The sequence below is a fragment of the Streptomyces yokosukanensis genome, assembly GCF_001514035.1.
Taxonomy (GTDB): Bacteria; Actinomycetota; Actinomycetes; order Streptomycetales; family Streptomycetaceae; genus Streptomyces; species Streptomyces yokosukanensis.
The window spans coordinates 21,629-45,107 of record NZ_KQ948222.1 but is presented as its reverse complement, the minus strand read 5'-3'; the positions used below and the strand labels follow the sequence as shown (position 1 = coordinate 45,107).

The window sequence follows — 23,479 nt, the reverse complement described above, 5'->3', positions numbered from 1 at the left end:
CGGAGATGGTGTGGTGCCTGGTGTGGGATCCGGCCTAGGTCCGGGCTCTGGCCCTGGGGAAGAAGCTGCGGGGCCGGGCGCGGGCTGTGGTTCCGGTTGAGGCGGATCAGGGGCGGCCGGGGCGAAGGCAACCGTACTCACGGCGTAGGCGGAGTACGGCTGGGCGAGCGGAACCACCAAGAGAGCAGTCAGCAACAGGGGCGGCAGAGCACGGCCCAGACGCCTGGTGCGCATCACCGCTTGCCCCCGCCGGCGCCGACGATGCTCTGCAGCACCGTTACGATCACCGGGGCCAGGATCGCCAGCCCGTAGCCGATGGCCGCAGCTTTCAACCCCCTTTTGGAGGCCTCTACTTCGCCGGGATCGCCGCCCGCCATCAGGTAGCGCACCCCGCCGAAGGTCAGGAACAGGGTGGCGAGCCCGGCGAGCATGCCGACGATCCAGTTCCGCAGATTCGTGATGACGGTCGGGATGTCCGCGACCGCCCATACGTAAGGTGGGTCCGCCAGCAACACCGAAGTGGAGCAGGCCGCGACGAATCCCAACCGGATGAGCCAGTGGCCGAGCGCCCGGACCACCGGCCGGTACGACCGACGGAGCCTCGCGAACATGGCAGCAAAACCTCCATCGAACACGCAGTCGGGCAGGGTGGAAGAGGGAGCAGGACGCGAGGGCGCCCGAGGTGCAGGGGAGAGACAGGCGCGGGGTGAACAGAGCCCTGGACCCGGGGCCGACCTCCTCATGGGGTGCGGCAGGGCGGGTTTCTCGGGTGTCAGCACGAGACGGTCGTGCTCACCCCGCACCGTGCGGAACTCGGTTCGGGGCGCCGGCCGCCGCCCCGAACCAGAACGGCCGGCCCGCAGCCGAAGCCGGGCAGGGCCGCCGTCATGGTGAATAGAGACTCTGCCGACGAGAACTGACATTCCGCCACCGAGGATCACTCGGCTGGGTGTCCTACAGGTCCTGGAGTCGGCGTCGCAGATGTGCGACCAAGTGCTGTTCGGCGGCGCTGCGGTGACGGTAGAGCTGACGCACACTCACCCCTCGCTCGGCCGCAAGGCGGCTCATGGGCTCGCCTTCGAGGCGCGTACGGGCGATCAGCCGCGCCTCGGCCACGTCAACAACCCGCGCCTGCACGGCACGGGCCAGCACCATCAGCTCATCCACCGACTCACCGTGGTCTGCCTGCGACGTGCAGCACAGATGGTCGAGAGAGGCTGCGTTCGCACCGATTTCACGGAGGGCGTGGCGACGCGCCGCATACACCAGCCGGTGCACGGCCCGGTCGGCTGTACGGAACAGCTCCCGGTCCAGCCGCTCTGTCCCCAGGTCCACCGTGCACAAGGCCATGGCGACGGCGGCCAAGGCCTCCTGCTCGACCTCGGCACGCTCCAGATGGGCGGGCCGGGCCAGCCGAGCCAGCATCCGGCGCAGTACCGGCACGGTCATGGCCACGGCGACCACATCCCACGGCTCGCCCAGCTCGCGGGCGCGCCGGACAACCTCACGCCAGGTCCGCTCGCGCAACTCGGCGCGGGTGGACGGATGAGCGAGATGAGTGCGGACCCGGTCGACCGGCCACGCTGCACGGTCGGGTTCGTCGGACACCATGTGCGCGGGGAAGGAGAGCGGCTCCGCGCCGTAGGCGAGGGCCAGGAACTCCTGTTCCAGCTCCCCGAGCGGAGAACGAAGGGTGCTCTGCAGGCGGGCGTCGGGACGGTGGGGTTGGTGACGGTGGTGCATGGCGCATCTCCCATGAGGACGTGGACTACTTCCGCCGCCACCCCTCCCAGGCCTCCGTGTCACCGCCGACCCACCTACAGACCAGTGCCGAGTCACCGCCGGTCGCATGGACCGGCATGTGCGATGGCCCGGCCCGGGCTCTCTCGCGACGGCCTGGAGTGACGCCTCAGACGGACCAACGCGAATCGAACAAAGAAATTCTCAACCTTGATCCGAGCCTCTGTTCAGAGGCGGATCTCACCGGTTCGGTGGTGGCTCGCAGATGGCACGCGACTGGCTCGCATACAAGATGAACTGCGTAAATGCGCTACACGCTGAGGCAAAGCAGGGAGCCTGCAACGATCGCGGTACGACTGCCCGGGAGATCGAACACATGTGAAGCGGTGGCAAAGATCAGCCACCGACTCCCTATTACTCACGTCAGCACGAGCACGGCCGGATCCTGCTTCCGGGTGCCGCTCAGCCCATGGCAAACTCCATCACTCCCCGTCCACGTACCGGCCATCCCCTGCCCACGACCGTCTGGCTCCCTGGCCCGGACGAGCCCAACGCCGCTCCCATCCCCGGCGCGGTGCTGCCGGCCTGGGCCATCGACAAGATCCGCACCGACTTCGTCGGACGTCCCGGCCACCGGCCCGTTCCGCTCCTCAAGATCGCGATCCGGGACACGGCACCGGGTATGGACGCCCGTATCCCGACCACTCCCTTCACGGCCACGGCCGACGACGAGGACGGCACGGAAAGGCTGTCCGTCCTTCTCGCCGAACTTCACCCCGACGCCCTCCCCGCCCAAAGCGACGACCTGGCGGCTGGCGGAACCGAGATGGCCGACGCCCTGGAGGACGGCTGGCACGGCTTCTTCCACCGTGGCCACCGGCTCCTCCCCGCAGGCGGGCTTCTGTTCTTGGCCACCCGCCAGCGCCGGGAGGCCGGACGCCTCACCGACCCGCTCGGCACGCTGATCGCGTCCGCCCGCACCGCCGGCTTCCGCTACCTCCAGCACATCGTCGTCGCCTACGCCCACCCCGTTGGCGACCGCCTCGTACCCGCCCTTCCCGCGGACACCTCCCGCGGGGTTGCCCATTGCGACTTGATCGCCCTCTCGGCGATCCGTCACGGGTAAGCCAAGGCAGAGGAGAACGCCCATGCCCTCCCCGCTCTCGGTGTGGAACACCGCCCCCACCTCGGCCCCAGCGCAGCGCAAAGGCCGCTACGTGCCGGGCTCGGCGGCTCATCCCGCCAAGATGCTTCCGCGGATCGCCGCCCATGCCATCTCCACCTACACCTGCCCCGGCGACCTCGTCCTCGACCCGATGTGCGGCATCGGTACCACCCTCGTCGAGGCCGTCCACCTCGGCCGCAGCGCCTTCGGCGTCGAGTACGAACCCGAGTGGGCCAGACTGGCCCGCCTCAACGCCGCCTCCGCCAGCCGGGAGGGCGGGTCCGGTACCAGCACCGTGCACTGCGGAGACGCCAGACAGCTCTCCCAGATCCTGCCCGCCGCCCTCCACGGCGAGGTGGACCTCGTGGTCACCTCACCGCCTTACGGCAACTCCGTACACGGACAGGTCCGCTCCACCCGTGAGACCGGCGAACGCGGCGTGGTGAAAAGGGACTATCGCTATAGCCATGACCCCTCCAACCTTGCCCACGTCTCCACCGACCGGCTCCTGGAAGCCTTCACCCAGATCCTTGCCCAGTGCCGACACGTCGTGCGCCCCGGGGGGACCGTCGTCGTCACCACGCGCCCGTGGCGCGAGCGCGGCGAACTCATCGACCTGCCCTCCGCCGTCCTCGCCGCCGGCCAGGCCGCCGGACTCATCCCCGCCGAACGCTGCGTCGCGCTACTCGCCGGCATCCGCGACAGCCGCGTGATCACACGCCCGTCGTTCTTCCAGATGAAGAACGTCAGCGACGCACGCCGCCAGGGCATCCCGCTCGCGGTGATCCAGCACGAGGACGTCTTGGTCTTCGCCCGGCCAGGAATCAACCGACCGTGCTTCAGCCACGGCGACCGCGGAGCTGGTCCTGCACGGTGCACGGCAGGATCCATGAGCAAGCCCCACACACGCCGCGCTATCCGTTCGCGCACCTGCGCCGTCGGATCCCGCCATGGCCGCCGGTGATCTGCTGATCGGTTCGCTGTGCTCCGGCGCGGGCGGCCTGGACTTTGGTGTCCAGGCCGCACTCGGAGGCCATATCGCCTGGCACATCGAAGCTGACCCCCGCGCAGCTCAGGTCGTCGCCCGGCACTGGCCCCGCAGTCTCAGCTGGGGCGACATCCGGACCATCGACGGGTCGCAGACCGAACTCGTGTGTGTACTCACAGCTGGATTTCCCTGCCCGGGCCTCTCCGTGGTAAGCCCTCGGACCGCGCTCGCCCGCGGCACCCGCTCTGGCCTGTGGCACCACATCGCCAGCACCATCAGGGTCCTCGGCCCCTACCTGGTGATCGCGCATGTCCGGGGCCTGCTCTCCACTCCGGCTGGAACCCGCAGTCCTCGCCCCGTGGAACCTTGCCCGCGGTCTACGGGAGGCTCACCCGATCAAACCCGCATACGGGCGCTGAGCGTGCTACTGGCGGACCTGACCGGTCTCGGGAACGAGTGGTGGGCCGAGTGTCTCTCCGCCATCCGACGCTGGAGAAGCGTCATCGGCGGCCCCGCCCTCAGCCGTACCGTCTCCGGAACCCGATGTCTGTCCCCCGAGCTCGGCGAATGGATGCTTCTGCCGCAGCGATGGGTGACCGGCGGCACTGGCCTGTCCCGCGTCACCCAACTCCCCGTGTTCGGTGGCGCTGTTGTCCCCGCTCAAGCAGCGCACCCCCTGGACATCCTTCTCCATGGCGGCTGGGCGCCAGACTCGCATGCGGAGCTTGACGGTGCCCTGGACGGTGGATGCTGATGGAGCAACGCCCGGCGCCAAGCCGAGTGCACAACATGGAACACGGCCCGCGCGTCGATCTGGAGCACCCCACTGCTCCGACAGATCGCGAGCTCGATTCGCCCAAGGCCCCGGCCGGCCCGGTGAAGCCCGGCCCGGAGGACCGCTTCCCAGACATGGGAGCGGGACGCATCACGGTCCGGTGGTGTGCGGGCCGCTGGAGCAGGACCGAACGACTCCGCTTCGCGCGGATCCTGTTCGGCAACGCTCTGCGCGAAGACTGCGACGACGACCACGAGCCCGAATAGTGGTAAACAGCCTGGTCAGAGTGTACCGGCGCTCTTGCGAGAACAGAGCTACGCTGCCTGTCCGCATGCGATCCCGGGCGCGGTTACAGCTCTCCGGGATCCCGTCACGCCCTGAGTATCTGGGACGAAGATGACAGAACTTGTCACGGACAGCGTCGGCACCGATCGGCGTGCAACCTCCGCTCCTCAACTGCGAGCCGTGGACTACCTGCGCGTGTCCACCGAGGATCAGGCAAAGGGATACGGCATTGCCTATACGGGCAAGAAGACGGCCAAGTACATCGAGGCGAAGGGCTGGTCGCACGCAGGCACGTACGCCGACGAGGGCTTCAGCGGGAGCCTGGAGGCGCACAAACGGAAGGACCTCAGCCGGCTGATGCGGGACGCCCGCACCGAGCCCCGCCCATTCGATGTCGTCGTGGTCTACGAGGAGCGGGCCATCGGCCGCCGAGGACGGGCGTTCTGGCCGTGGGTGTGGGAGCTGGAAGACCTCGGTGTCTTCGTGGCCGTCGTCAAGGACGACTACGACAACACCTCCCCGACGGGTCGCTCGAAGATGCGCAAGGGCGCCGACTATGCGGAGGACGAGCGCGAGAAGATCCGGGACCGCACACAGGGAGGCCTTCAGGAGAAGGCGGAGGAGGGCGGCTACACCGGTGGCACGGTGCCGTTCGGCTGGCGGATTCAGGACCAGGGAAAGAAGGGCGAGAGCCGATTGGTCCTGGACGTCTACCAGGAGCAGGACGTTCCGAAGGGTGAAGCGATCACTTTGCGGCGCGCCCGGTACCTTCTCGTGCACGAGCTGAAGAACTGGACCCAGGCGGCGGTCGCCCTGAACGCGGAGGGCATGCTGACACTCTCGGGAGTCCCCTGGTCCCGGGAGAACCTCCGGGCGCGCGTGATGTCCCGCGCGGTACTCGAAGGAGTGCAGGTGTTCAGGGACCCGCGCTCCAAGGACGCGCGATCCGGGCGCGGCACCAAGGTCGACAGGAACGGCAACCCCGTCTTCGGGGCCACCGTGGTCATCGAGCTGGACGAAGTCTTCACGAAGGAGGAAGTCCAGGAGCTCAAGGAAGCGGCCGCCCGGATCGGTGCGCAGCGAGCACTGCGTCGACGCTCGCATGTATACCCGCTCTCCAAGCGCATCGTCAGCCGATGCGGAGCCCACTACGTCGGGCAGCTCCAGACCACCACAGACAGGCGGAAGTACACCTGCTCGGGCAAACAAGTCCGTCACCCGGGGAGCCCGGCGTGCGGCTGTAGCCAGATCGATGCCCAACGGATCGAGGAGGAGGTGTGGCGGCGGATCAGCAAGCTCCTCAAGAATCGGAAGGCGTTGATGGAGCTGGCCCGGGAGTGGGCCGATGTCACGCTCGGCGCGCGCAGCGGGCAGGCTGACCGTATCGAGGAACTCGACTCCCAGATCGTGGTCCAGGAGAAGGCGATCGCCACGGTGATGTCCGTCACGGCAGTCCAAGCCGCACGGCAAGGGCTGGATCAAGACGCCGCGGTCCAACTGGTGACCCAGGCCACCGCGCCCATGAACGCCGAACTTGGCCAGCTGAGCAAACTCCGCGAGGAGGCCGTCGCATGGCAGCGCGAGACGGGAGCCGCGGAGCGCCGGGCCAGGGATCTTTGTGCCCTCGCCGAACGAGCCCGTGCCCAGATGCCGTTGATGAGTGACGAGGACCGGGCGGATGTGATCGATCTCATCGACGTCAAGGTGACCCTCCAGAGCCCCGTCCCGGTACGCAAGGGACGCTCGGGCTGTGCCGTGGGCGCGTGGTTCAAAGAGCGCCGTCTGCGCATTCCGGCTGAGGTGTCCGATCAGGCGTGGGTGTTGATCCAACCAATCGTCACGAGGACCGGCCGAGGATCGGGGAAGTCCACCGAGCTACCAGTTCGTGACGCGGTCGAGGCGATCCTCTGGAAAGCGCGGTCAGCGAAGCAGTGGAGTGAGGCCGCTTCCCGCATGAATCATGGCGTGGGCAAGTCCCTCATGAGCCGCTGGACCCGTTGGAACGCGGACGGCACGTGGGAGCGAGTGGTGGAGGTGCTGGCGGGGTTCCAGACGATTCCGGTCGTTCCGGTGCCCGAACCGTCGAAAGAGCCGCCGCTGCCTGACATGCTGGTCGAGGGCGTGGTCGAACCCCGCTTGTTCCTCACGGACGACGACGAAGACGGGGACGGTGAAACGCGCGATGGAACGGTCGCGTCGAGTACCACCATGAGTTGGCACGCTGCGATGACGGTGAGTGCGATGCCGGGATGCCCCTCCCGGCGGGCCACGCCCGGTTTCGGGTCCTTGAGCAGCTGAGAGGTTGTCACTATGGGTCCCCCACGAAGACGTTAGTGAACGATCACGTTCACTGTCGCGTCCACGGTAGTGAGTCCTCGACAGTGAACGCAAGCGTTCACTTAATCCCGTGCCCCGCCTCGCGTCCCCTGCTGCTGCGTCGCGGTGCACTCGCCCCGGATTCCCCGCTCACCTTGCATGTTGGAGATACACGGATGGTTACCTCGCGCTGGACGGCCGCTTCTGCCCGGGCGGCTTCCCCTCGTCGGCGCGGCGTGGTGCTGGAGCGCGCGATCCTGGACGCCGCACTGGAACAGCTCGGCGAGGTCGGCTGGAAAGGGCTGACCATGGAAGGGGTCGCGGCCGGCGCCCAGACCGGCAAGGCCGCTGTGTACCGCCGCTGGACATCCAAGGAGGACCTCGTCGCGGACGCGCTGGTGGCCGGACTGCCTCGGGTGGAGATGGCCCCGGACCTCGGCAGCGTGCGCGAGGACCTCCTGGCTCTGTGTCGGCAGGTGCGACAGATCATGTACTCGCTGCCCGGCGTGGCGCTGCGCTCGGTGATTCACGAGTGCGATCAAGTTCAGGCGGAGCGCTTCCAGGAAGTGATCGTCGGAGGTGTGGTGGAGCCGACCGTCAGGCTCCTCGGCGAGGTCATCACCCGTGGAATAGGGCGGGGAGAGGTTCGTTCGGACGCCTTCAACGGCTATGTGCTCGACGCCGTTCCGGCCATGATGATGTACCGCTCGAAGATGTGCGCCAGCGAATGGAGTGATCAGGATCTGGAAGAGATGATCGACGCGCTGATGCTCCCGCTGCTCCGGCCCTACGGACGCTGAGCCCGCGCGCCGGTGATCTGTGCGGCGGTCGGGCGACCGGGGTGTCGGGTGATGATCCGGGCGGCGTACGCTAAGGGCGCCATGTCGTACGAACCGCCTACTCACACCGTCGAGCGCTCCCTGCGCGCCACGACCGGAGCAAAGGTCATTGCCGGTGTCGACGAGGTGGGGCGCGGCGCCTGGGCCGGACCTGTCACCGTCTGCGCCGCGGTCACCGGACTTCGTCGTCCGCCCGAGGGGCTGACCGACTCCAAGTTGCTGACGATCAAGCGGCGCACGCAACTGGCCGAGGTCCTGCGGACATGGGTGACGGCCTATGCGCTGGGGCATGCTTCTCCCGAGGAGATCGACGACCTGGGGATGACGGCGGCACTGCGGCTCGCCGCGGTCCGTGCGCTGGACGCCCTGCCGGTCCGCCCCGACGCCGTGATCCTCGACGGGAAGCACGACTACCTCGGCGCCCCCTGGAAGGTTCGCACGGTGATCAAGGGCGATCGATCGTGCGTGGCCGTGGCCGCGGCGTCGGTGATAGCCAAGGTTCAGCGCGACAAAATGATGGCCGAACTGGGTGTCGACCATGCAGACTTCGGGTTCGCGGACAACGCCGGGTACCCGTCGCCCGTGCACAAAGCCGCACTGGAGGAGTGGGGGCCCACCCCGCACCACCGCTTGTCGTGGGCGTATCTTGATGCGTTGCCTCAGTGGCGGCACCTCAAGAAGGTTCGCAGCGGGGCGGACGGAAGCGTTCCGGAGATCGAGGGCCAGCTCGGCTTCGATTTCTGACGTTTCTGGTCGCACTGATGTGCCACCCGGTCACCCGCGCCGCACCAATGTTTGATAAATATCAGCTCATGCCTCTCATTCCCGAGGAGCCTCAGATTCACGAGAGTGCCCAGGGTCCCCGCGCTACTCCGGCCAGTGGCCGTACCGCGCCGACCCCCCGCCCCGTACCCGGCCCCCGCCCCGCGGCCACCCGCCCCGGTCGTCCCGGCCCTCCGCGGCCGGCACCGCCGGTGCAGCGTGCGCCGCGTGACGTGGCTCCGGCCAAGCCGGTCCCCTCGGGCCCGGCCGCTCCCGCCGCCACGGCGGCCGTCCCGCAGATCCAGCTGATCCCGGCCTCGCCCGGTGGCGCGCTCGACGCCGCCGACGAGGCGGTGGACCTGCTCCTGGACTCGGGCCGCGCCCCGGGCGACGTGCTCGTCGTCACCACTGGTGCCCAGCATCCGTGGGCGGAGCACGAGCTGTCCTTCGGTGAAGCTTCCTACTGGGCGCAGCACGACGCCGGTGACGACGTCTTCTGCGCGGACGCAGCCATCGTCTCCCGTGCCGCCTCCCGCCCCGTGGTCGTCGTGGCCGTCAACGGGGGCCCGGCTTCCGCTGCCGCCTCGGCCCTTCCGCTGGCCCACGCCCGGGCCGGTGCCCTGCTGATCGTCTGCGGCGATCCGCAGCAGATCAACGCGGTGCTGGGCGCCGGCCTCTGAGCCGGGTCCGGCGCCTCGGGGCACCGGGGTGACGAGAGTGCCGCTTCGGCGGTGTGCGCACGGCGTGGCCTTTGGCATGCCCGGACGACCGGCGGCCGTTCCGGTCATGGAGCGGCTCCCCGGCCGCAGGCCAAGACGTCCTGAGTGGAGTCACGGTCGCCGGGCGGGAGCCGGACCGGGCCCCGGCTGACGTCACACTGTCTGCCGGGGCCGGCCGCTCGGTGACCGAGGCCGTGCAGCCGTGCCGGGGGCGACGTGGCCGGCGGATCGTGTACGGCGCGTACGACCGCTGTGGGCGGCGTATGAGTCGGCCTGCTTCTCGGCAGTGGCGCGACCCTCCGCTTTCTCGGCCCCGGGGCTCCCGCTGTCCCTGGCGAGGGAGGGAAGAGAAGCGGGCGCAGGACGGACTTGCGTGCCCGCTGCGGCCCCTGGCGGCGGCCCGGGCTGAGACCGTCGCGTCCTTCAGCGAGCCGCCGCGCGGCGCAGCACCTCGGAGACCGGGCCTCCGGTGCGTGGTGTGAGAGCCGGGGCCTCCGCCACGGCGAAGGGCTCCGGCGTGGAGTCGGCGCTGGGACGGCGTCCACTGCGCCCCTCGCCCAGCACATGCCAGCCGTCGTGGGTCAGCGTGATGTACGCCCCGCACCGCAGCCCGTGCAGCGTGCAGGCGTCACGCAGGCCCCACATCCAGGCACCGTCCTCCTCCGTCCAACGTGCGTCGCCCTCACGGCAGTAGACGAGGATGGCCGTGCGCACCGGGGTCCGGCGCCGAAGGTCGTGCGGAATCACCCGGCGCAGCTGCGCGAGCAATGCGTTGCGGAACATCCAGCCGTCGGCCGGGGCCGGTCGGCGCGTGAACGAAGCGCTGGCGCACAGCCGCTCCTCCGGATCGAGCACCGCCACGATCGCCGTGGAGATTCTCGGCCGATGGCGGGCATGCAGCCCGCTGACGATCTCTCGGGGGTTGCGAAGCAGAGGGATTCCGGCGGCGGCCCATTCGGCCGGCTCGAGCAGGCGACTGGCGGAAGCGGTGGACGCGGACGTCGACAACGTGCCCGCCGAGGACGAGGCGAATCCGAAGGTCACGTTCCTCCCTTCGGCTACGCGCCCACACTGCGGGCGAGGTCGGATGCGAGGGACCGCGCACCGCAGCAGAGCCCAACCGGATCACGGACGAGCCGTGCGGGGAGCGGACCTCAATTCTTCCTGTCGAACTTGGATGCGGCAACGAGCAATTGGGGCCACCGAGTGGTATCTGCTCGTGCGTGGCTTATATCCCTACCCAAAGGCTAGCCCGGCGACGCCTGAGGCGTCGGTTCGTGCCTCGTACGGTTGCCGGGACAGGGCACCCGATCGGCCAGGACCGGCCACAGCCGGCGGCGACACCGCCCGTGCGCCGTCGTGGGCTTTCAACCGCCGCACGCTGGGCCGCGCGGCACCCGCGGCGTGTCCTCGGCGTACTCCATCGAGCCGAACAGCGGGAGCCCGCGCGATCGGCACGACCGTGTCCGGCGCCCGATAGACGAGGCGCGGAGACGGACAATATGCCCCGGCCGATGTCCGACACTCGCCCCGGAGCCTGCCCGGGGTGGCCTGTTCACCGGCCGGAATGCCTCCCTCCGAGATCGATTCCGACGCCGTGGCGCCCGCCGCCCGGCGCAGGGGCAGGACTTGCCGTCCGGTGAAAGAAGGAGAAGGGACGGCGAAGGAGACGGACAGGGAGGAGCCGGGAGGCGACGGCATGAGCACGGCATACGAAACCCAGTCGGGACCGAGGCTCTGACCTGGGTAAACGCGTCAACGGAGGATCCTTGTGGCGGGGCGCAGGCGTTCGGGACGAGTCCATCGGCGCCGGGCGGATGGCTAGTCCGCGCGATGCCCTCACGCCGAGTGAATTGGCCGACGGCCCTCGGAATCGGGTTGCATGGGGCTCATGGACACCGTGGAGCTGCGTGCCGAAGCCGATGCCGTCCTTGCCGAGCTTGTCGGTGCCCCGGAGGGCTCGGCGCGGTTGCGGGAGGATCAGTGGCGGGCGGTGGCGGCCTTGGTCGAGGAGCGTCGGCGTGCGCTGGTGGTGCAGCGCACGGGCTGGGGCAAGTCGGCGGTGTACTTCGTCGCCACCGCGCTGCTGCGGCGGCGCGGCGCGGGCCCGACGGTGATCGTCTCTCCGCTGCTGGCACTCATGCGCAACCAGGTCGACTCCGCGGCACGGGCCGGTATCCGGGCGCGGACGATCAACTCGGCCAATCCGGAGGAGTGGGACGCGATCCATGAGGAGGTCGAGCGCGGCGAGACCGACGTCCTCCTCGTCAGTCCGGAGCGCCTGAATTCCGTGGACTTCCGGGAACACATGCTGCCCCGGCTGGCGGCCACGACCGGACTGCTGGTGGTGGACGAGGCGCACTGCATCTCCGACTGGGGCCACGACTTCCGCCCCGACTACCGCAGGCTGCGCGCGATGCTGGCCGCGCTCGGCCCCGGCGTGCCGGTGCTGGCCACCACCGCGACCGCCAACGCCCGGGTCACCGCGGATGTGGCCGAACAGCTGGGGACCGGCGCCGGTGAGGCCCTGGTGCTGCGCGGCCCGCTGGACCGGGAGAGTCTGCGGCTGGGAGTGGTCCAATTGCCGGACGCCGCACACCGCCTGGCCTGGCTCGCCGAGCACCTCGGCGAGCTGCCGGGCTCCGGGATCGTCTACACGCTGACCGTGGCCGCCGCCGAGGAAGCCACCGCCTATCTGCGGCAGCGGGGTTACGAGGTGGCCTCGTACACGGGCCGCACGGAGAACGCCGACCGGCTGCAGGCCGAGGCGGACCTGCTGGAGAACCGGGTCAAGGCGCTGGTTGCCACATCGGCGCTCGGCATGGGCTTCGACAAGCCGGACCTGGGCTTCGTCGTCCATCTCGGTTCACCGTCCTCGCCGATCGCCTACTACCAGCAGGTGGGCCGCGCCGGCCGCGGGGTGAAGCACGCCGACGTCCTCATGCTGCCGGGCACGGAGGACGAGGCGATTTGGCGCTACTTCGCCGATACGGCCTTCCCGCCCGAGGCGCAGGTCCGCCAGACCCTTTCGACCCTCGCCGACGCGGGACGTCCGCTGTCCGTACCGGCCCTGGAGGCCGCGGTGGATCTGCGGCGCACCCGGCTCGAGACGATGCTGAAGGTCCTCGACGTGGACGGCGCGGTCAAGCGGGTGAAGGGCGGCTGGGAGAGCACCGGCCTGCCCTGGGTGTACGACACGGAGCGGTACGCCTGGGTGGCGCGGCAGCGGGCGGCCGAGCAGCAGTCCATGCGCGAGTACGTTCGTACATCCGGGTGTCGGATGGAGTTCCTGCGTCGGCAACTGGACGACGAGGGAGCGGCCCCGTGCGGCCGCTGCGACAACTGCGCCGGCTCGTGGATCGGCTCCGCCGTCTCGGCCGAGGCGTTGAAGGGCGCCACGAAGGAGTTGGATCGCCCGGGCGTGGAGGTCGAGCCGCGCCGGATGTGGCCGACGGGGATGCCCGCCCTGGGCATCGACCTCAAGGGCCGTATCCCGGCCGGCGAGCAGTGCTCCACCGGGCGCGCCCTGGGCCGGCTCTCGGACATCGGCTGGGGCAACCGACTGCGTCCGCTGCTGGCGGAGAACACCCCCGACGGCCCGGTCCCCGACGATGTGCTGCAGGCCGCGGTGGCCGTCCTCGCCGACTGGGCTCGCTCTGCGGGCGGCTGGGCGCCGAACGTCCCGGACGCCTCGGCCCGGCCGGTCGGAGTCGTGTCCGTACCGTCGATGACCCGCCCGCACCTGGTCGATTCCCTCGCCAGGGGAGTCGCGACCGTCGGCCGCCTTCCCTACCTCGGCGCCCTGACGTACACCGGGCCGAACGGCACGCACGCGGCGCGCCGCAGCAACTCGGCCCAACGCCTCAGGGCGCTGTCGGGCACTTTCGCCGTCCCGGACGACTTGGCCGCCGCTCTGGCCGACTCGCCCGGCCCCGTCCTGCTCGTGGACGACTACACCGAATCCGGCTGGACGCTCGCGGTCGCGGCCCGCCTGCTCCGCCGGGCCGGCAGCGGGCAGGTGCTGCCGCTCGTGCTCGCCGCAGCGGGCTGAGCACGGCGACGGCTCTCGTCCGACGCCGCCGTGGGGGGGGCGGGATTCCCCCAGCGCGTCGTGCTGGGCCGGCACCGGTCCCTCTCTCCGCCGGATGCCGGCGCGCATGCGTCCGGCAGCCGCCGCGGCGGCTGCCGGCGGGTGTGGGACGTGTCCGACACAACTCGTGTGCTCCATGCGCTCGATGCAACAGGACGGGACTGACAATCGGGCGGGCTCCGGCCGGGGCTGTGGAAAACCCGGGCAGGCTTGTCGTGTCCCTGATTCGACTTGTCCACAGGCTCAAGCGGAGTAACAGGATCCGCGAGATCGTCGGCGCATGACGAATCACAGCGAAACCACCGGACCGCTCGAAAACGGCGACATCTCGGGGCCGCAGCCCTGCTCCGGACCGCCCCCGCACGACGCCCAGGTCACACTGCGCACCCCCGCCGAGCTGGCCGACGCCCTGCCCTATCTCCTCGGCTACCGCCCGGAGGACAGCATGGTGCTGGTGGCCCTGCACGACCGTGAGAGCCGGGGCAGGTTCGGCGGCCGGGCGCGGCTCGGCATCCCCGCGCAGGAGGAGGACTGGGAGGCGGCCGCACGCCAGCTGGCCCACGGACTGGTGACCGGCAGCCGACGGCGTGGCGCCCGCCCCGAGCAGATGGTTGCCTACGTCTGCCAGGAACCGTCCCCGGGAGAGTCCGGCCACGACGTCAAACGACGGCTCGCACGGTTGGCCCACCTGCTGCGCACCCAGTGCGGCGACCTCGACGTACCGGTCATCGAGGCGTTGTGCATCTCCGACGGCCGCTTCTGGTCGTACTGCTGCCCGACCGAAGGCTGCTGCCCCGCGGACGGCACACCGATGGGCATTCCCGGCACGTCCGTGCTGGCCGCCGCGGCCACCTACGCCGGCATCCAAGTGCGTGGCACGCTCAGGGAGCTGCGTGCCAGGCTGCAGCCCTGGGAGACGGCCGCGGCCCTGGAGCAGGAGATCGCCCTGGACGCGGCCGGTATGACCCTGGTGCCCCGCATGCTCGACGCGGCGTCCCGTACGGATGTGGCGGAGGAGACCCTGGGCCTCGCCGAGCTGATCTTCCGCCGCTTCGCCGCCGCTGCCCCGGTGACGGGCACGCATCCGGCGGACATGCGCGACGACGCCCTGCTCGCCCACGACGAGGCGGCCATGCTGATCCTCGGACTCCAGGACCGCACGACCCGTGACCGGGCGGCCGCCTGGATGGAGGGCGACGAGGCCGGTCCGGCCCTCCGGCTCTGGCGCGCTCTGGCCCGCCGCTGCGTCGGACCCTACGGCGAACACGCCGCGGCTCCGCTGACCCTGGCCGGCTGGGTCGCCTGGTCGGCAGGCGACGACCTGGAGGCCCGCGAGGCGCTGGCCATGGCGCTGGGCGCCGATCCCGACTATCTGTTCGCCCGGCTGCTGCACCAGGCCTGCAACGACGGCCTCGACCCGGAAGCGGTCCGTCGCTGCCTGCGCGCGGGCCGCGAGGGTCGCGAGGCGGGATCGGGGCGCATGGACGGTGCGGACCCTGCGAGGCGCCCGGGACGGGCACCGGCTGAGATCGGCGCTCAGCAGCATGCGGAGGAGGAACCGGCCAGGGCCGCGCTCTCGGCACCCGAAGACGCGACGCCTCCCGCGGTGGGCGGGCGGACGGATGATCAGGGCATCGATGCGCGCCGAGGGTCGGGCACTCGCCGCCGGCGCCGAGTGCGACCGGCTGATGGCGCAGAGGCGCCTTGTGCGGCTCGGAACGCTCGGAACACGGGCGGACGGCTCAGGCCGGCCGGCTCCCGCCCCGACCCGTCGCAGGCCCAACCCTCCCGTCCTGGCGGCCGCGGCACGGGTGGTAGGCGCACGCGCCCGGCCGAGGCGCGCGACACCACGACCGGTGCGGATCTGCAGGGGCACGACGCCCGCGAGCCCGAGGCGGACAGGTGACCGTCGGCGTGGGGAGCGCGGGCCGGTACCGCTTCGAGGAGGTGGAGGTCTGCGAACGCACGATGCACGGTGCCTCAGGGCAGACCACAGAGTGCGTCACCTGCCCCAGGAGTTCACTGCGGTCCCGGTCGCGTGCCCGCCGGTGGGCCTGCCGCCGCAGCGTCGCTCTGTTGAGACGCCTTGCCCACCGGGCAAGTCCGACTGCTCGCCGCCGACGCCTCGGTCCGCCGCGCGCACGCTGGTGGCACCGGTTCGTCGGCCGCTCGAGCAGCGGCGGCGCTGTCTCGTCCCACCGCCGTTCGACCGGCTTCCCGGAGGCGAGCCGTGACCCGGACGAGTTCTGCTCCGTTCACCTGAGTGGCGGAACGCCTGGACGGGCCCTGCCGCCGTACGAACCTCGTCCGCCAGGGCGTCCCACTGTTCGCCCAGCACGTCCGAGGCGCACCGAGCGCGGAGGAAGCCACCCCATGCACCAGCAGCCGACCACGTCCTCAGCTGCCGACGGCGAACGTCCGCCCTGGGACAGGCGCGAGTGGTTCCCGCCGGACGGTGTCGCCGGCATCACACGGCAGACCATCGGCATTCCGCCATCGACCAAAGCCCCAGGGGCGAGCCCGTCGGCAGGCCGCCCAAGGCCGTTGACTCCGGCACCGGGACGCGGGCGTCGACCCATCACCGCCCCGGCGGCACGGGCGCCGGAGGGCGGCAGCGCGGCGCCCGAGCTGCCGCCCACGCACGCCGCCCTGGTCTGTGTCGCCCTGCCGGGCCTCGCGATCTCCGGTGAGGGGCAGCTGACCGGTCGGGGACTGGACGGGTTCTACCGTGGTGGCAGGCGCCTGCTGTCACGCTGTCAGCTTCGGGTCGCCGGCCGCGAACCGCTGCCCGTGCAGGCCAGGATGACGAGCGCCGACAGTGCCCGATTCGTGGGAACACTGCGTGTCTCCCCGGCGGCGGGCCCCGATCCGGATGTCGTGGTCGAGCGCACCCGCCGTGCCGACGGAACCGAACGGATCACCCTGCGCAACGCCGCCGTGCGAGCGCTGAGACTGCCCGTCGAGGTGGCCCTCGGTACGGACCTCGCCGAACTCGCCGTCATCGCCTCCGGCAGGGCAGGCCCCGAACTCCCCGCCACTGTCCACGACTCGGGCCTGCGCTGGGCCATGGCCGGTGCCGCCGCCTGCGTCATCGCCGACCCGCCGCCCTCCGACGCCCTCGCGTCAGCCGGACTGCTCCGCTGGGAGGTGGAACTGCCGCCCGGCGGTACGGCAGCCGTCGAACTCCGCGTGCGGCTCGACGGCGCGGGACCGCTGCGGCCGGCGGGACATACCACCACCAGCCCGCTCGCCCCGGCCCGGGCGAGCGGCGACGACCCCCGGGTGGCCCCGCTGCTGCAGGCGGCGGTCGCCGACCTCCAGGCCCTGCTTCTGCGTGACCCCGCCCACCCCTCCGACATCCACCTCGCCGCGGGCGCTCCCTGGCGGTGCGGACTGGCCCCCGCCGAGGCCCTGGCGGCGGCCCGGATGGCCCTGCCGCTCGGTACCCGGCTGGCCGCGGGCACCCTGCGCGCTCTGGCCCGCACCCAGCTCGCCGACCGGAGCCCACGAGCCGGCCTGATCCCCGGGCCGCGACGAGACGCCGGCCCGCTCCTCCCACCGGGCTGCACGGGCACCGAGGCCACCCTGCTCTTCCCCGTCCTGCTCGCCGAGGCCCGACGCTGGGGACTTCCGGAGCAGGAGACGAGAGAGCTGCTGCCCGCCGCGGAACGCTGTCTGACCTGGCTGCGGACCACCGCCGGTGACGGCCCCTACCTCCCCGACCCCCAGCCCGGGGGCCCGGCCCGCTGTGACACACAGGCCCACGCGCACCGGGCGGCGCTGCTCGGCGCCGATCTCCTCGACGCCTTCGACCGGCCCGGCGCCATCGAATTGCGCCAGTGGGCCCAGGCCTTGCAAGCCGCCTTCCGAGCCGACTTCTGGATCGAGGACCACGGCGGCGGACGCCCTGCCGCGGCCCTGACGCCGGACGGTCGACCCGTGTCGCACCTGGGCTCGACCGCCGTCCACCTCCTCGACACGGGTCTGCTCGGTTCCGGTCGGCTCGCCCCCGGCCTTCTCGATCCCGTTCAGACCGAACAGCTCGCCAGGCTGCTCGGCACCCCCGTCCTGGACGCGGGTTGGGGGCTGAGAGGACTCGGCGCCAAGGAGTGCGGGCACAACCCGTTCGGCCATCGGACCGGAGCAGTCCGGGTCCACGACACCGCACTCGCGGTCGCCGGACTGGCCGCCGCCGGCTTCGAGAAAGAAGCGAGCGGCCTGCTGAGAGGACTGCTGGACGCGGCGGAACACTTCGGCCACCGGCTGCCGGACATGTTCGCCGGAGAACAGCGCTTCAGCGGGAGCGCTCCCCTCCCGCACCCCGCGGCCTGCCGGCCGGCGGCCACCGCAGCGGCCTCCGCGATCGCGATGCTCACCTCACTCGCGGGAATCCGCCCCGACACCCCCGCCGGTACGGTCACCCTGTCGCCCATACGGAGCGCGCCGCTCGGTGAACTGGGTCTGACCGGGCTGCGCGTCGCCGGGGCTCCGTTCGCCGTGCGGGTGAGCCGGCTGGGCCTCGCCATGGTCGAAGAGGCGGCGGACGGCCTGCAACTGGGAGTCTGACCTCGTACGACGCCACCAGGACGAAGATCAGGAGCCGGTCCTGCGCCTCATATAGGAACGAAGCGGACCGCCACCGATGCGAACGGCGGAGGGAGTGTTTATCGTCAGGCAGACGACTATGATCGCGACATGCCCTACGACCCGTCAGCCTTTCCCCCCTTCGCCGTGACCGTGGACCTGGTCGTGCTGACCGTGCGCCGCCATGCCCTGTGCTCGCTGGCGATCCGCAGGGGCGAGGCCCCGTTCCAAGGGCGCTGGGCGCTGCCTGGCGGTTTCGTGCGGGCCGACGAGGACCTTTCCCAGGCGGCGGCTCGTGAGCTGGTCGAGGAGACCGGGCTGTGCGCACATGATCCCGCGGCCCCGGCCCAGGACAACGGAGCCCACCTCGAACAGCTCGCCACCTACGGGGACCCCAAGCGTGACCCGCGCATGCGTGTGGTGAGCGTTGCGCATCTCGCCCTCGCACCCGATCTGCCCGCTCCGCGCGCGGGAGGCGACGCGAGCAACGCACGCTGGGCGCCGGTCGAGGAACTGCTCCAACAGGGTGGTTACGGCCGCGACGGCGAGCCCGTGGCCCCGCTCGCCTTCGACCACGCGCAGATCCTCGCCGACGGTGTGGAGCGGGCCCGGTCCAAGATCGAATACTCGTCGCTCGCCACCGCGTTCTGTCCGAGCGAGTTCACCGTCGGCGAGCTGCGCCGGGTCTACGAAGCGGTGTGGGGAGTGGTTCTCGACCCGCGGAACTTCCACCGCAAGGTCACCGGGACCCCCGGATTCCTTGTCCCCACCGGAGGGACCACCACGCGCCAGGGCGGCCGGCCGGCACAGCTCTTCCGAGCCGGCGGCGCCACTCTGCTCAACCCTCCGATGCTGCGCCCGGAGGTCTGACGCGGGCGCTGCGCACGGAGGTCTGACGCGTTCGCGGTCGGCCCGCATGGACGACCGGGCGGGCAGGCCCGATGGCCCAACGGGCTTCGCCGAACCGGGCACGCGCGGCGCACGGAGCGCATCGCACACGGCAGTAGATCGGGATATACCAGAAAAACTGGACATTGCGCGCTATCTTGCTGCAGGTGATCCAGGCCTTCGGACTGACCAGCATTTCCCGCAAGGCGCACCGGCCCGCCGTCGACGACGTGTCGTTCGAAGCGCGCGCGGGACATGTCACCGTGCTCCTCGGAGGCGCCGGTGCGGGCAAGACGACGGCGCTCAGGCTGATGCTCGAACTGCAACAGGGGCGTGGCATCGCCTACTTCAGAGGGCGCCCCCTGCACCGGATCGCCCATCCGTCGCGAGAAGTCGGCGTACTCCTCGGCGACGTCCCCGGGCATCCGAGCCGCTCGGTCCGTGGCCATCTGCGTATGTTGTGCGCGGCCTCGGGAGTTCGCGCGCGCCGGGCCGACGAGGTCCTCGAAGCGGTCGGCCTCGTCAGCCTCCGCGACGAGCGCCTCGGCACCCTCTCGCGCGGAATGGACCGCAGATTGGGCCTGGCCTGCGCCCTGCTGCCCGACCCGCACACGCTCGTCCTGGACGAACCCGCCGACGGTCTCTCCCGCCGTGAAGCGCAATGGCTCCACAGCATGCTGCGGGCCCACGCCGACCAGGGCGGCACGGTGCTGTGCACCACCGCCGACCCCAAGGAGGCCGCGCGCGCCGCCGACCGGGTCGTCACCCTCGAAGACGGCAGTCTCGTGGCCGACCAGGCGGGAAGGGAGTTCGCCCGTACCCGGCTGCGCCCGCGTGTGGCTGTCCGCAGTCCGCACGCGGCCCGCCTCGCGACCCTGCTCACCAAAGAGGCCCGTACCGCGCGCCGCTCCGTCGAGGTCGTACGCGAGGGCGGCAACCGCCTCTCGGTGTACGGCTCCACGACCGCTGATGTCGGCGAGACCGCGTTCCGGCACGGCATCCTCGTCCACCAACTCGCCGACGAAGTCGGTGACATGGGACCGGGAGCCGGTGCCGGACCTGAAGATGTCTCGCTGGCGGCGGCGGAGGCAGGGGCGGGCGCGGAGGTCGAGAACGAGGCGTCCGCGGACCGGGGCCGTGCCGTGCCCGGCTCGTCGTCGGCGGACCCGCAGGCGGCGGTACGCAGTCTGCTGGGGCGGAAGTCGCAGAAGTCCGTGCGTGGTCTGCCGGCGACGGAGTCGGAAGCGACGGTGGGCGGCTTGCCAGCGGTGGAACCTGCGGCGACCGCGCGCGGCTTGACCACGACGGAGCCGGGGGGCTCGGGACTCGGTGTGGCGGCGTCGGCGACGGGCGCCTCGGCGCCCGGCCTGTCGGCTGCGGAGGCCGGCCCGTCCGCGAATGACTCGCCGGCGCCGGAACATGCCGCCGCGGCGTCCGACCGACCGTCAGAAGAGCCTGGTGGCAAGGCGTCCGATCCTTCCGCGCAAGAACGGCGCACCTTGCCGTTCGGCTTCTCGGCACAGGACCGCGAGAGCGCCGCACGGGACACTCCGGGGCCGCGGCGGGCCGCGTCCGGCGAGCCCTTGGGTGAGAAGCATCCGGCGGGGGAGCGGCCGCGAACCGTCGGTGGCGAGAACTCGGCGCACCAACAGGCGTCCGGGGCCGGGCGGGGGACCGGGCACACGCAGACCACCCCGCGGGTACCGTCCGCGGGCGCGTCGCCGGTCGGCGCGGAATCGGAAACCGGCAGGACGGCGGGCGGGCCGGCGCACGACGGCGTCGAGCCCGGCGGCCGCGAGGACGCGCCCGGAGCGGGCGCCGACTCGGTCCGTCGCCTTCGACTCGCCGGACCGGGAGACGGCGGCCCGGAGCCCGGGCATCCCGAGCACGGGGACGCGCTCGGCGCCGATGCCGAAGCGGTTCCCGCCGAGGTGCTCGCAGGCGCCGACGGCAGCCGGAACGCCGACGCGACGGCCGACGCGAATGCCGGGCGTCGTGCGGTTCCGGCCGTCCAGGAGCGGCGGACCGGCAGCGCGAACACCACGGCCTCGGGCGACTCCGCGCCCCGTACCCGCCTCCCCGGCGCCAGGAAATCCGGCGCCCGTCAGCCGCAGGACGACCGTGTCGGCCGGACCGACGGCCCCCGCTCCTTCGATGCCATGTCCCCCCTTCCGCCTCCCATCTCCGTCCGCCCTGCCCCCCGCCCCCTCCGTCCCCTGCGCTACGAGATCCGGCGCGCGGCCGGAATCGGCGTGGGCTTCCTCACCTGCGGCGCCGTACTGCTGGTGTCCGCGCTCACCGCCGTACTGCTCGCCCGGCTCGGCCACACCCCGCAGGAGCGGTTGTTCGCCGCGTGGCCCCGGGAGCTGCCGCTGCCGCCCGCGGCCCTGGCGGCGGGACTGCTCGGAGCGCTGGCCTTCGGGGACGAGTTCCGCCACCCCGCCCTCGCGGCGGACCGCGGCACCGTGCCCCGCCGACTGGGGCTGCTCACCGCGAAACTGCTCGTCTCCGGAGCCACCGCGGTGCTGCTGGCCTTCCTCACCATGGGCTGCGACGCCGAAGTGCTCTACCTCGTCTACGGGCGGAAGCTGGCACAAGTTCCCGCCGACTGGCTTTCGTTGAGCACGAGTTGGTTCGCTCTCATGGTGGGCTGCGCCTGGGCCGGTGTGCTGGCGGCCGGGGTGTTCCGGTCCACCGCGGGCGGCATGGCCGCCGTACTCGCCGTACCCGTAGCCGTCGTCCCCCTCGTGCACAAGGCGATGCAGGGGCCGTCGCTGCGCGTGGCCGCCGGACTCCCCGGGCGAATGCGCGAGGTGCTCCTGCTGCAGTGGCCCTTCGGAGGCGAGCGCTACCTGCTCGGGATGGTGCGGGTGCTCGCCCAACCCGTGGGCAGCGCCATGGTGTTGTCGCTGGCGGCGCTGCTGTGCGCGTACGTGTGCACCACGCTGCACACCCGGTTCCGGTGACCGTCATACGCGCACTTCCGATCTCGCCATGCACACAACTCCCCGTCGGAACGCCCATTTCTTTCCGATAAGGCGTCAATTGCGACGGGGTGAGCGATCACCCTTTCGTGTGCTTTTCACCAAAGACCTCAAGGGAGTTGGAGGCGGAGCCGACAAAGGATCCGTGAGTACCCTTGCGCACACCATGATGACCGCCGCCCGCTCCACCGACTCCGGTCTGGCCGGCCCGGGCGAACTCGACCGCTACCCCTACGCGGAGCCCCAGGTGCCCGATCGCGTCGGAGTGCCCTCCTGGGAAGGCGCGGACCCCGACCTCGGCCGCGTCGGCCGACGTGCCGCGGGCAGCCGCGGACGCGGACTGCACGGCCAACTCGTTCAGCAGCTGGGACAGATGATCGTCTCGGGCGACCTGGGCGCGGACCGCCCGCTGGTGCCCGAGGAGATCGGCCAGCGCTTCGAGGTCTCCCGTACCGTCGTCCGCGAGTCCCTCCGTGTCCTCGAGGCCAAGGGCCTCGTCAGCGCCCGCCCGAACGTCGGCACGCGCGTGCGTCCCGTCAGCGACTGGAACCTGCTCGATCCGGACATCATCGAGTGGCGGGCCTTCGGCCCCCAGCGCGACGACCAGCGCCGCGAGCTGAGCGAACTGCGGTGGACGATCGAGCCGCTCGCCGCCCGCCTCGCCGCCGGCCACGGACGTGAGGAGGTGCAGCAGCGCCTCTGCGACATGGTCGAGATCATGAGCCACTCCATGGCCCAGGGCGACGCGCTGACCTACTCGCGCGCCGACAGCGAGTTCCACGGCCTGCTCATCCAGACCGCCGGCAACCGCATGCTGGAGCACCTCTCCGGGATCGTCTCGGCGGCCCTCCAGGTCTCCGGCGGCCCCGTCACGGGTTGTGACCGGGCGAACGAGACGTCACTCGCGCAGCACGCGCGGATCGTCGACGCGCTCGGCACCGGCGACGGCGCGGCGGCCGAGGCGGCCATGCGTCAACTGCTCACGGTCCACCCCGAGGTCGAGCGTGTGGTGCCCGCCCCGCGCGAGCACTGACGCGCGGCCAAGGCGGTGCGGTCGCCGGTGTGCGGCGTCCTCGTGGTGCTCGTGGCGGTGCGGGGCTCGTGCCGGCCGTCGCCGGACCCCGCCGGACCCCGCCGGACCCTGTGCGGTCCGGCGGGGTCCGGCGGTGCGACGGGCCACCGCAGCTCATGTGCGTGACCGGGCATGACGACATCGGTGATCTCCTCTGTCCGTGTCTGACTGCTTTTGACCGCTTACGGGGTGTGACTCGGGCCACGCAGATTGGGCGTAACGCTTGTGGAAACAGCGCGATGACCTAAGAGGTGACAGCCGCGGAGGGAATA

General features: G+C 71.3%; 16 protein-coding genes and 1 pseudogene. 14 read left to right on the top strand and 3 right to left on the bottom strand.

Translation table 11 applies throughout. The annotated features are described in order from the left end of the window. Positions 1-233: 233 nt before the first annotated feature. Positions 234-611: a pilin gene (locus AQI95_RS33950; RefSeq protein ID WP_067133043.1), complete on the bottom strand. Its 378-nt coding sequence runs from the start codon at positions 609-611 to the stop codon at positions 234-236. Between the two features lie 343 nt (positions 612-954). Beyond that, positions 955-1,743, bottom strand: a complete 789-nt coding sequence (locus AQI95_RS33945; protein WP_067133040.1) for a hypothetical protein — start codon at positions 1,741-1,743, stop codon at positions 955-957. Between the two features lie 466 nt (positions 1,744-2,209). On the opposite strand from AQI95_RS33945, the gene AQI95_RS33940 reads away from it, so the two are divergent. The 8 genes and pseudogenes from AQI95_RS33940 to AQI95_RS33905 all read left to right on the top strand — a co-directional run bounded on the left by AQI95_RS33940 (position 2,210) and on the right by AQI95_RS33905 (position 9,550). Continuing rightward, the gene (locus tag AQI95_RS33940; RefSeq protein ID WP_067133037.1) at positions 2,210-2,866 is read left to right on the top strand and encodes a hypothetical protein; all 657 of its coding nucleotides are present in this window, start codon (positions 2,210-2,212) and stop codon (positions 2,864-2,866) included. A gap of 22 nt (positions 2,867-2,888) precedes the next feature. Next, positions 2,889-3,869, top strand: coding sequence for a TRM11 family SAM-dependent methyltransferase (locus tag AQI95_RS33935; RefSeq protein ID WP_067133034.1), 981 nt, complete (start codon positions 2,889-2,891; stop codon positions 3,867-3,869). Beyond that, positions 3,856-4,647: a DNA cytosine methyltransferase gene (locus tag AQI95_RS50420; protein WP_067133031.1), complete on the top strand. Its 792-nt coding sequence runs from the start codon at positions 3,856-3,858 to the stop codon at positions 4,645-4,647. Before AQI95_RS33935 ends, AQI95_RS50420 begins: the two co-directional genes overlap by 14 nt. Continuing rightward, a complete protein-coding gene (locus AQI95_RS33925) occupies positions 4,641-4,934 on the top strand; it encodes a hypothetical protein (RefSeq protein ID WP_159056623.1) in 294 nt (97 codons plus the stop codon). Before AQI95_RS50420 ends, AQI95_RS33925 begins: the two co-directional genes overlap by 7 nt. 130 nt (positions 4,935-5,064) lie before the next feature. Then, positions 5,065-6,969, top strand: a pseudogene (locus AQI95_RS33920) (recombinase family protein); the annotation flags it as partial. Between the two features lie 476 nt (positions 6,970-7,445). Further along, positions 7,446-8,069, top strand: coding sequence for a TetR/AcrR family transcriptional regulator (locus AQI95_RS33915; protein ID WP_067133022.1), 624 nt, complete (start codon positions 7,446-7,448; stop codon positions 8,067-8,069). Between the two features lie 81 nt (positions 8,070-8,150). Beyond that, a complete protein-coding gene (locus tag AQI95_RS33910; protein WP_067133019.1) occupies positions 8,151-8,852 on the top strand; it encodes a ribonuclease HII in 702 nt (233 codons plus the stop codon). 68 nt (positions 8,853-8,920) lie between these two features. Beyond that, positions 8,921-9,550 (top strand): hypothetical protein, encoded by a 630-nt coding sequence (locus tag AQI95_RS33905; RefSeq protein ID WP_079071667.1) that lies wholly within the window; start codon positions 8,921-8,923, stop codon positions 9,548-9,550. A 462-nt stretch (positions 9,551-10,012) separates the two neighbouring features. Here the strand turns inward: AQI95_RS33905 and AQI95_RS33900 are convergent, their stop codons facing one another. Beyond that, positions 10,013-10,633 (bottom strand): hypothetical protein, encoded by a 621-nt coding sequence (locus tag AQI95_RS33900; RefSeq protein WP_067133013.1) that lies wholly within the window; start codon positions 10,631-10,633, stop codon positions 10,013-10,015. Between the two features lie 847 nt (positions 10,634-11,480). On the opposite strand from AQI95_RS33900, the gene AQI95_RS33895 reads away from it, so the two are divergent. The 6 genes from AQI95_RS33895 (at position 11,481) to AQI95_RS33870 (ending at position 23,168) form a co-directional block, all read left to right on the top strand. Beyond that, positions 11,481-13,640, top strand: a complete 2,160-nt coding sequence (locus AQI95_RS33895; RefSeq protein WP_067133315.1) for a RecQ family ATP-dependent DNA helicase — start codon at positions 11,481-11,483, stop codon at positions 13,638-13,640. 319 nt (positions 13,641-13,959) lie between these two features. Beyond that, the gene (locus tag AQI95_RS33890) at positions 13,960-15,585 is read left to right on the top strand and encodes a DUF4192 domain-containing protein (protein ID WP_079071663.1); all 1,626 of its coding nucleotides are present in this window, start codon (positions 13,960-13,962) and stop codon (positions 15,583-15,585) included. A gap of 722 nt (positions 15,586-16,307) precedes the next feature. Next, the gene (locus AQI95_RS33885; protein ID WP_208614334.1) at positions 16,308-18,245 is read left to right on the top strand and encodes a glycogen debranching N-terminal domain-containing protein; all 1,938 of its coding nucleotides are present in this window, start codon (positions 16,308-16,310) and stop codon (positions 18,243-18,245) included. Between the two features lie 129 nt (positions 18,246-18,374). Continuing rightward, positions 18,375-19,133 (top strand): NUDIX hydrolase, encoded by a 759-nt coding sequence (locus AQI95_RS33880; RefSeq protein WP_067133010.1) that lies wholly within the window; start codon positions 18,375-18,377, stop codon positions 19,131-19,133. Positions 19,134-19,318: 185 nt separating this feature from the next. Continuing rightward, positions 19,319-22,117 (top strand): ATP-binding cassette domain-containing protein, encoded by a 2,799-nt coding sequence (locus AQI95_RS33875; RefSeq protein WP_067133309.1) that lies wholly within the window; start codon positions 19,319-19,321, stop codon positions 22,115-22,117. 163 nt (positions 22,118-22,280) lie between these two features. Beyond that, the gene (locus tag AQI95_RS33870) at positions 22,281-23,168 is read left to right on the top strand and encodes a FadR/GntR family transcriptional regulator (RefSeq protein WP_079071661.1); all 888 of its coding nucleotides are present in this window, start codon (positions 22,281-22,283) and stop codon (positions 23,166-23,168) included. The last annotated feature ends 311 nt before the right edge of the window (positions 23,169-23,479 follow it).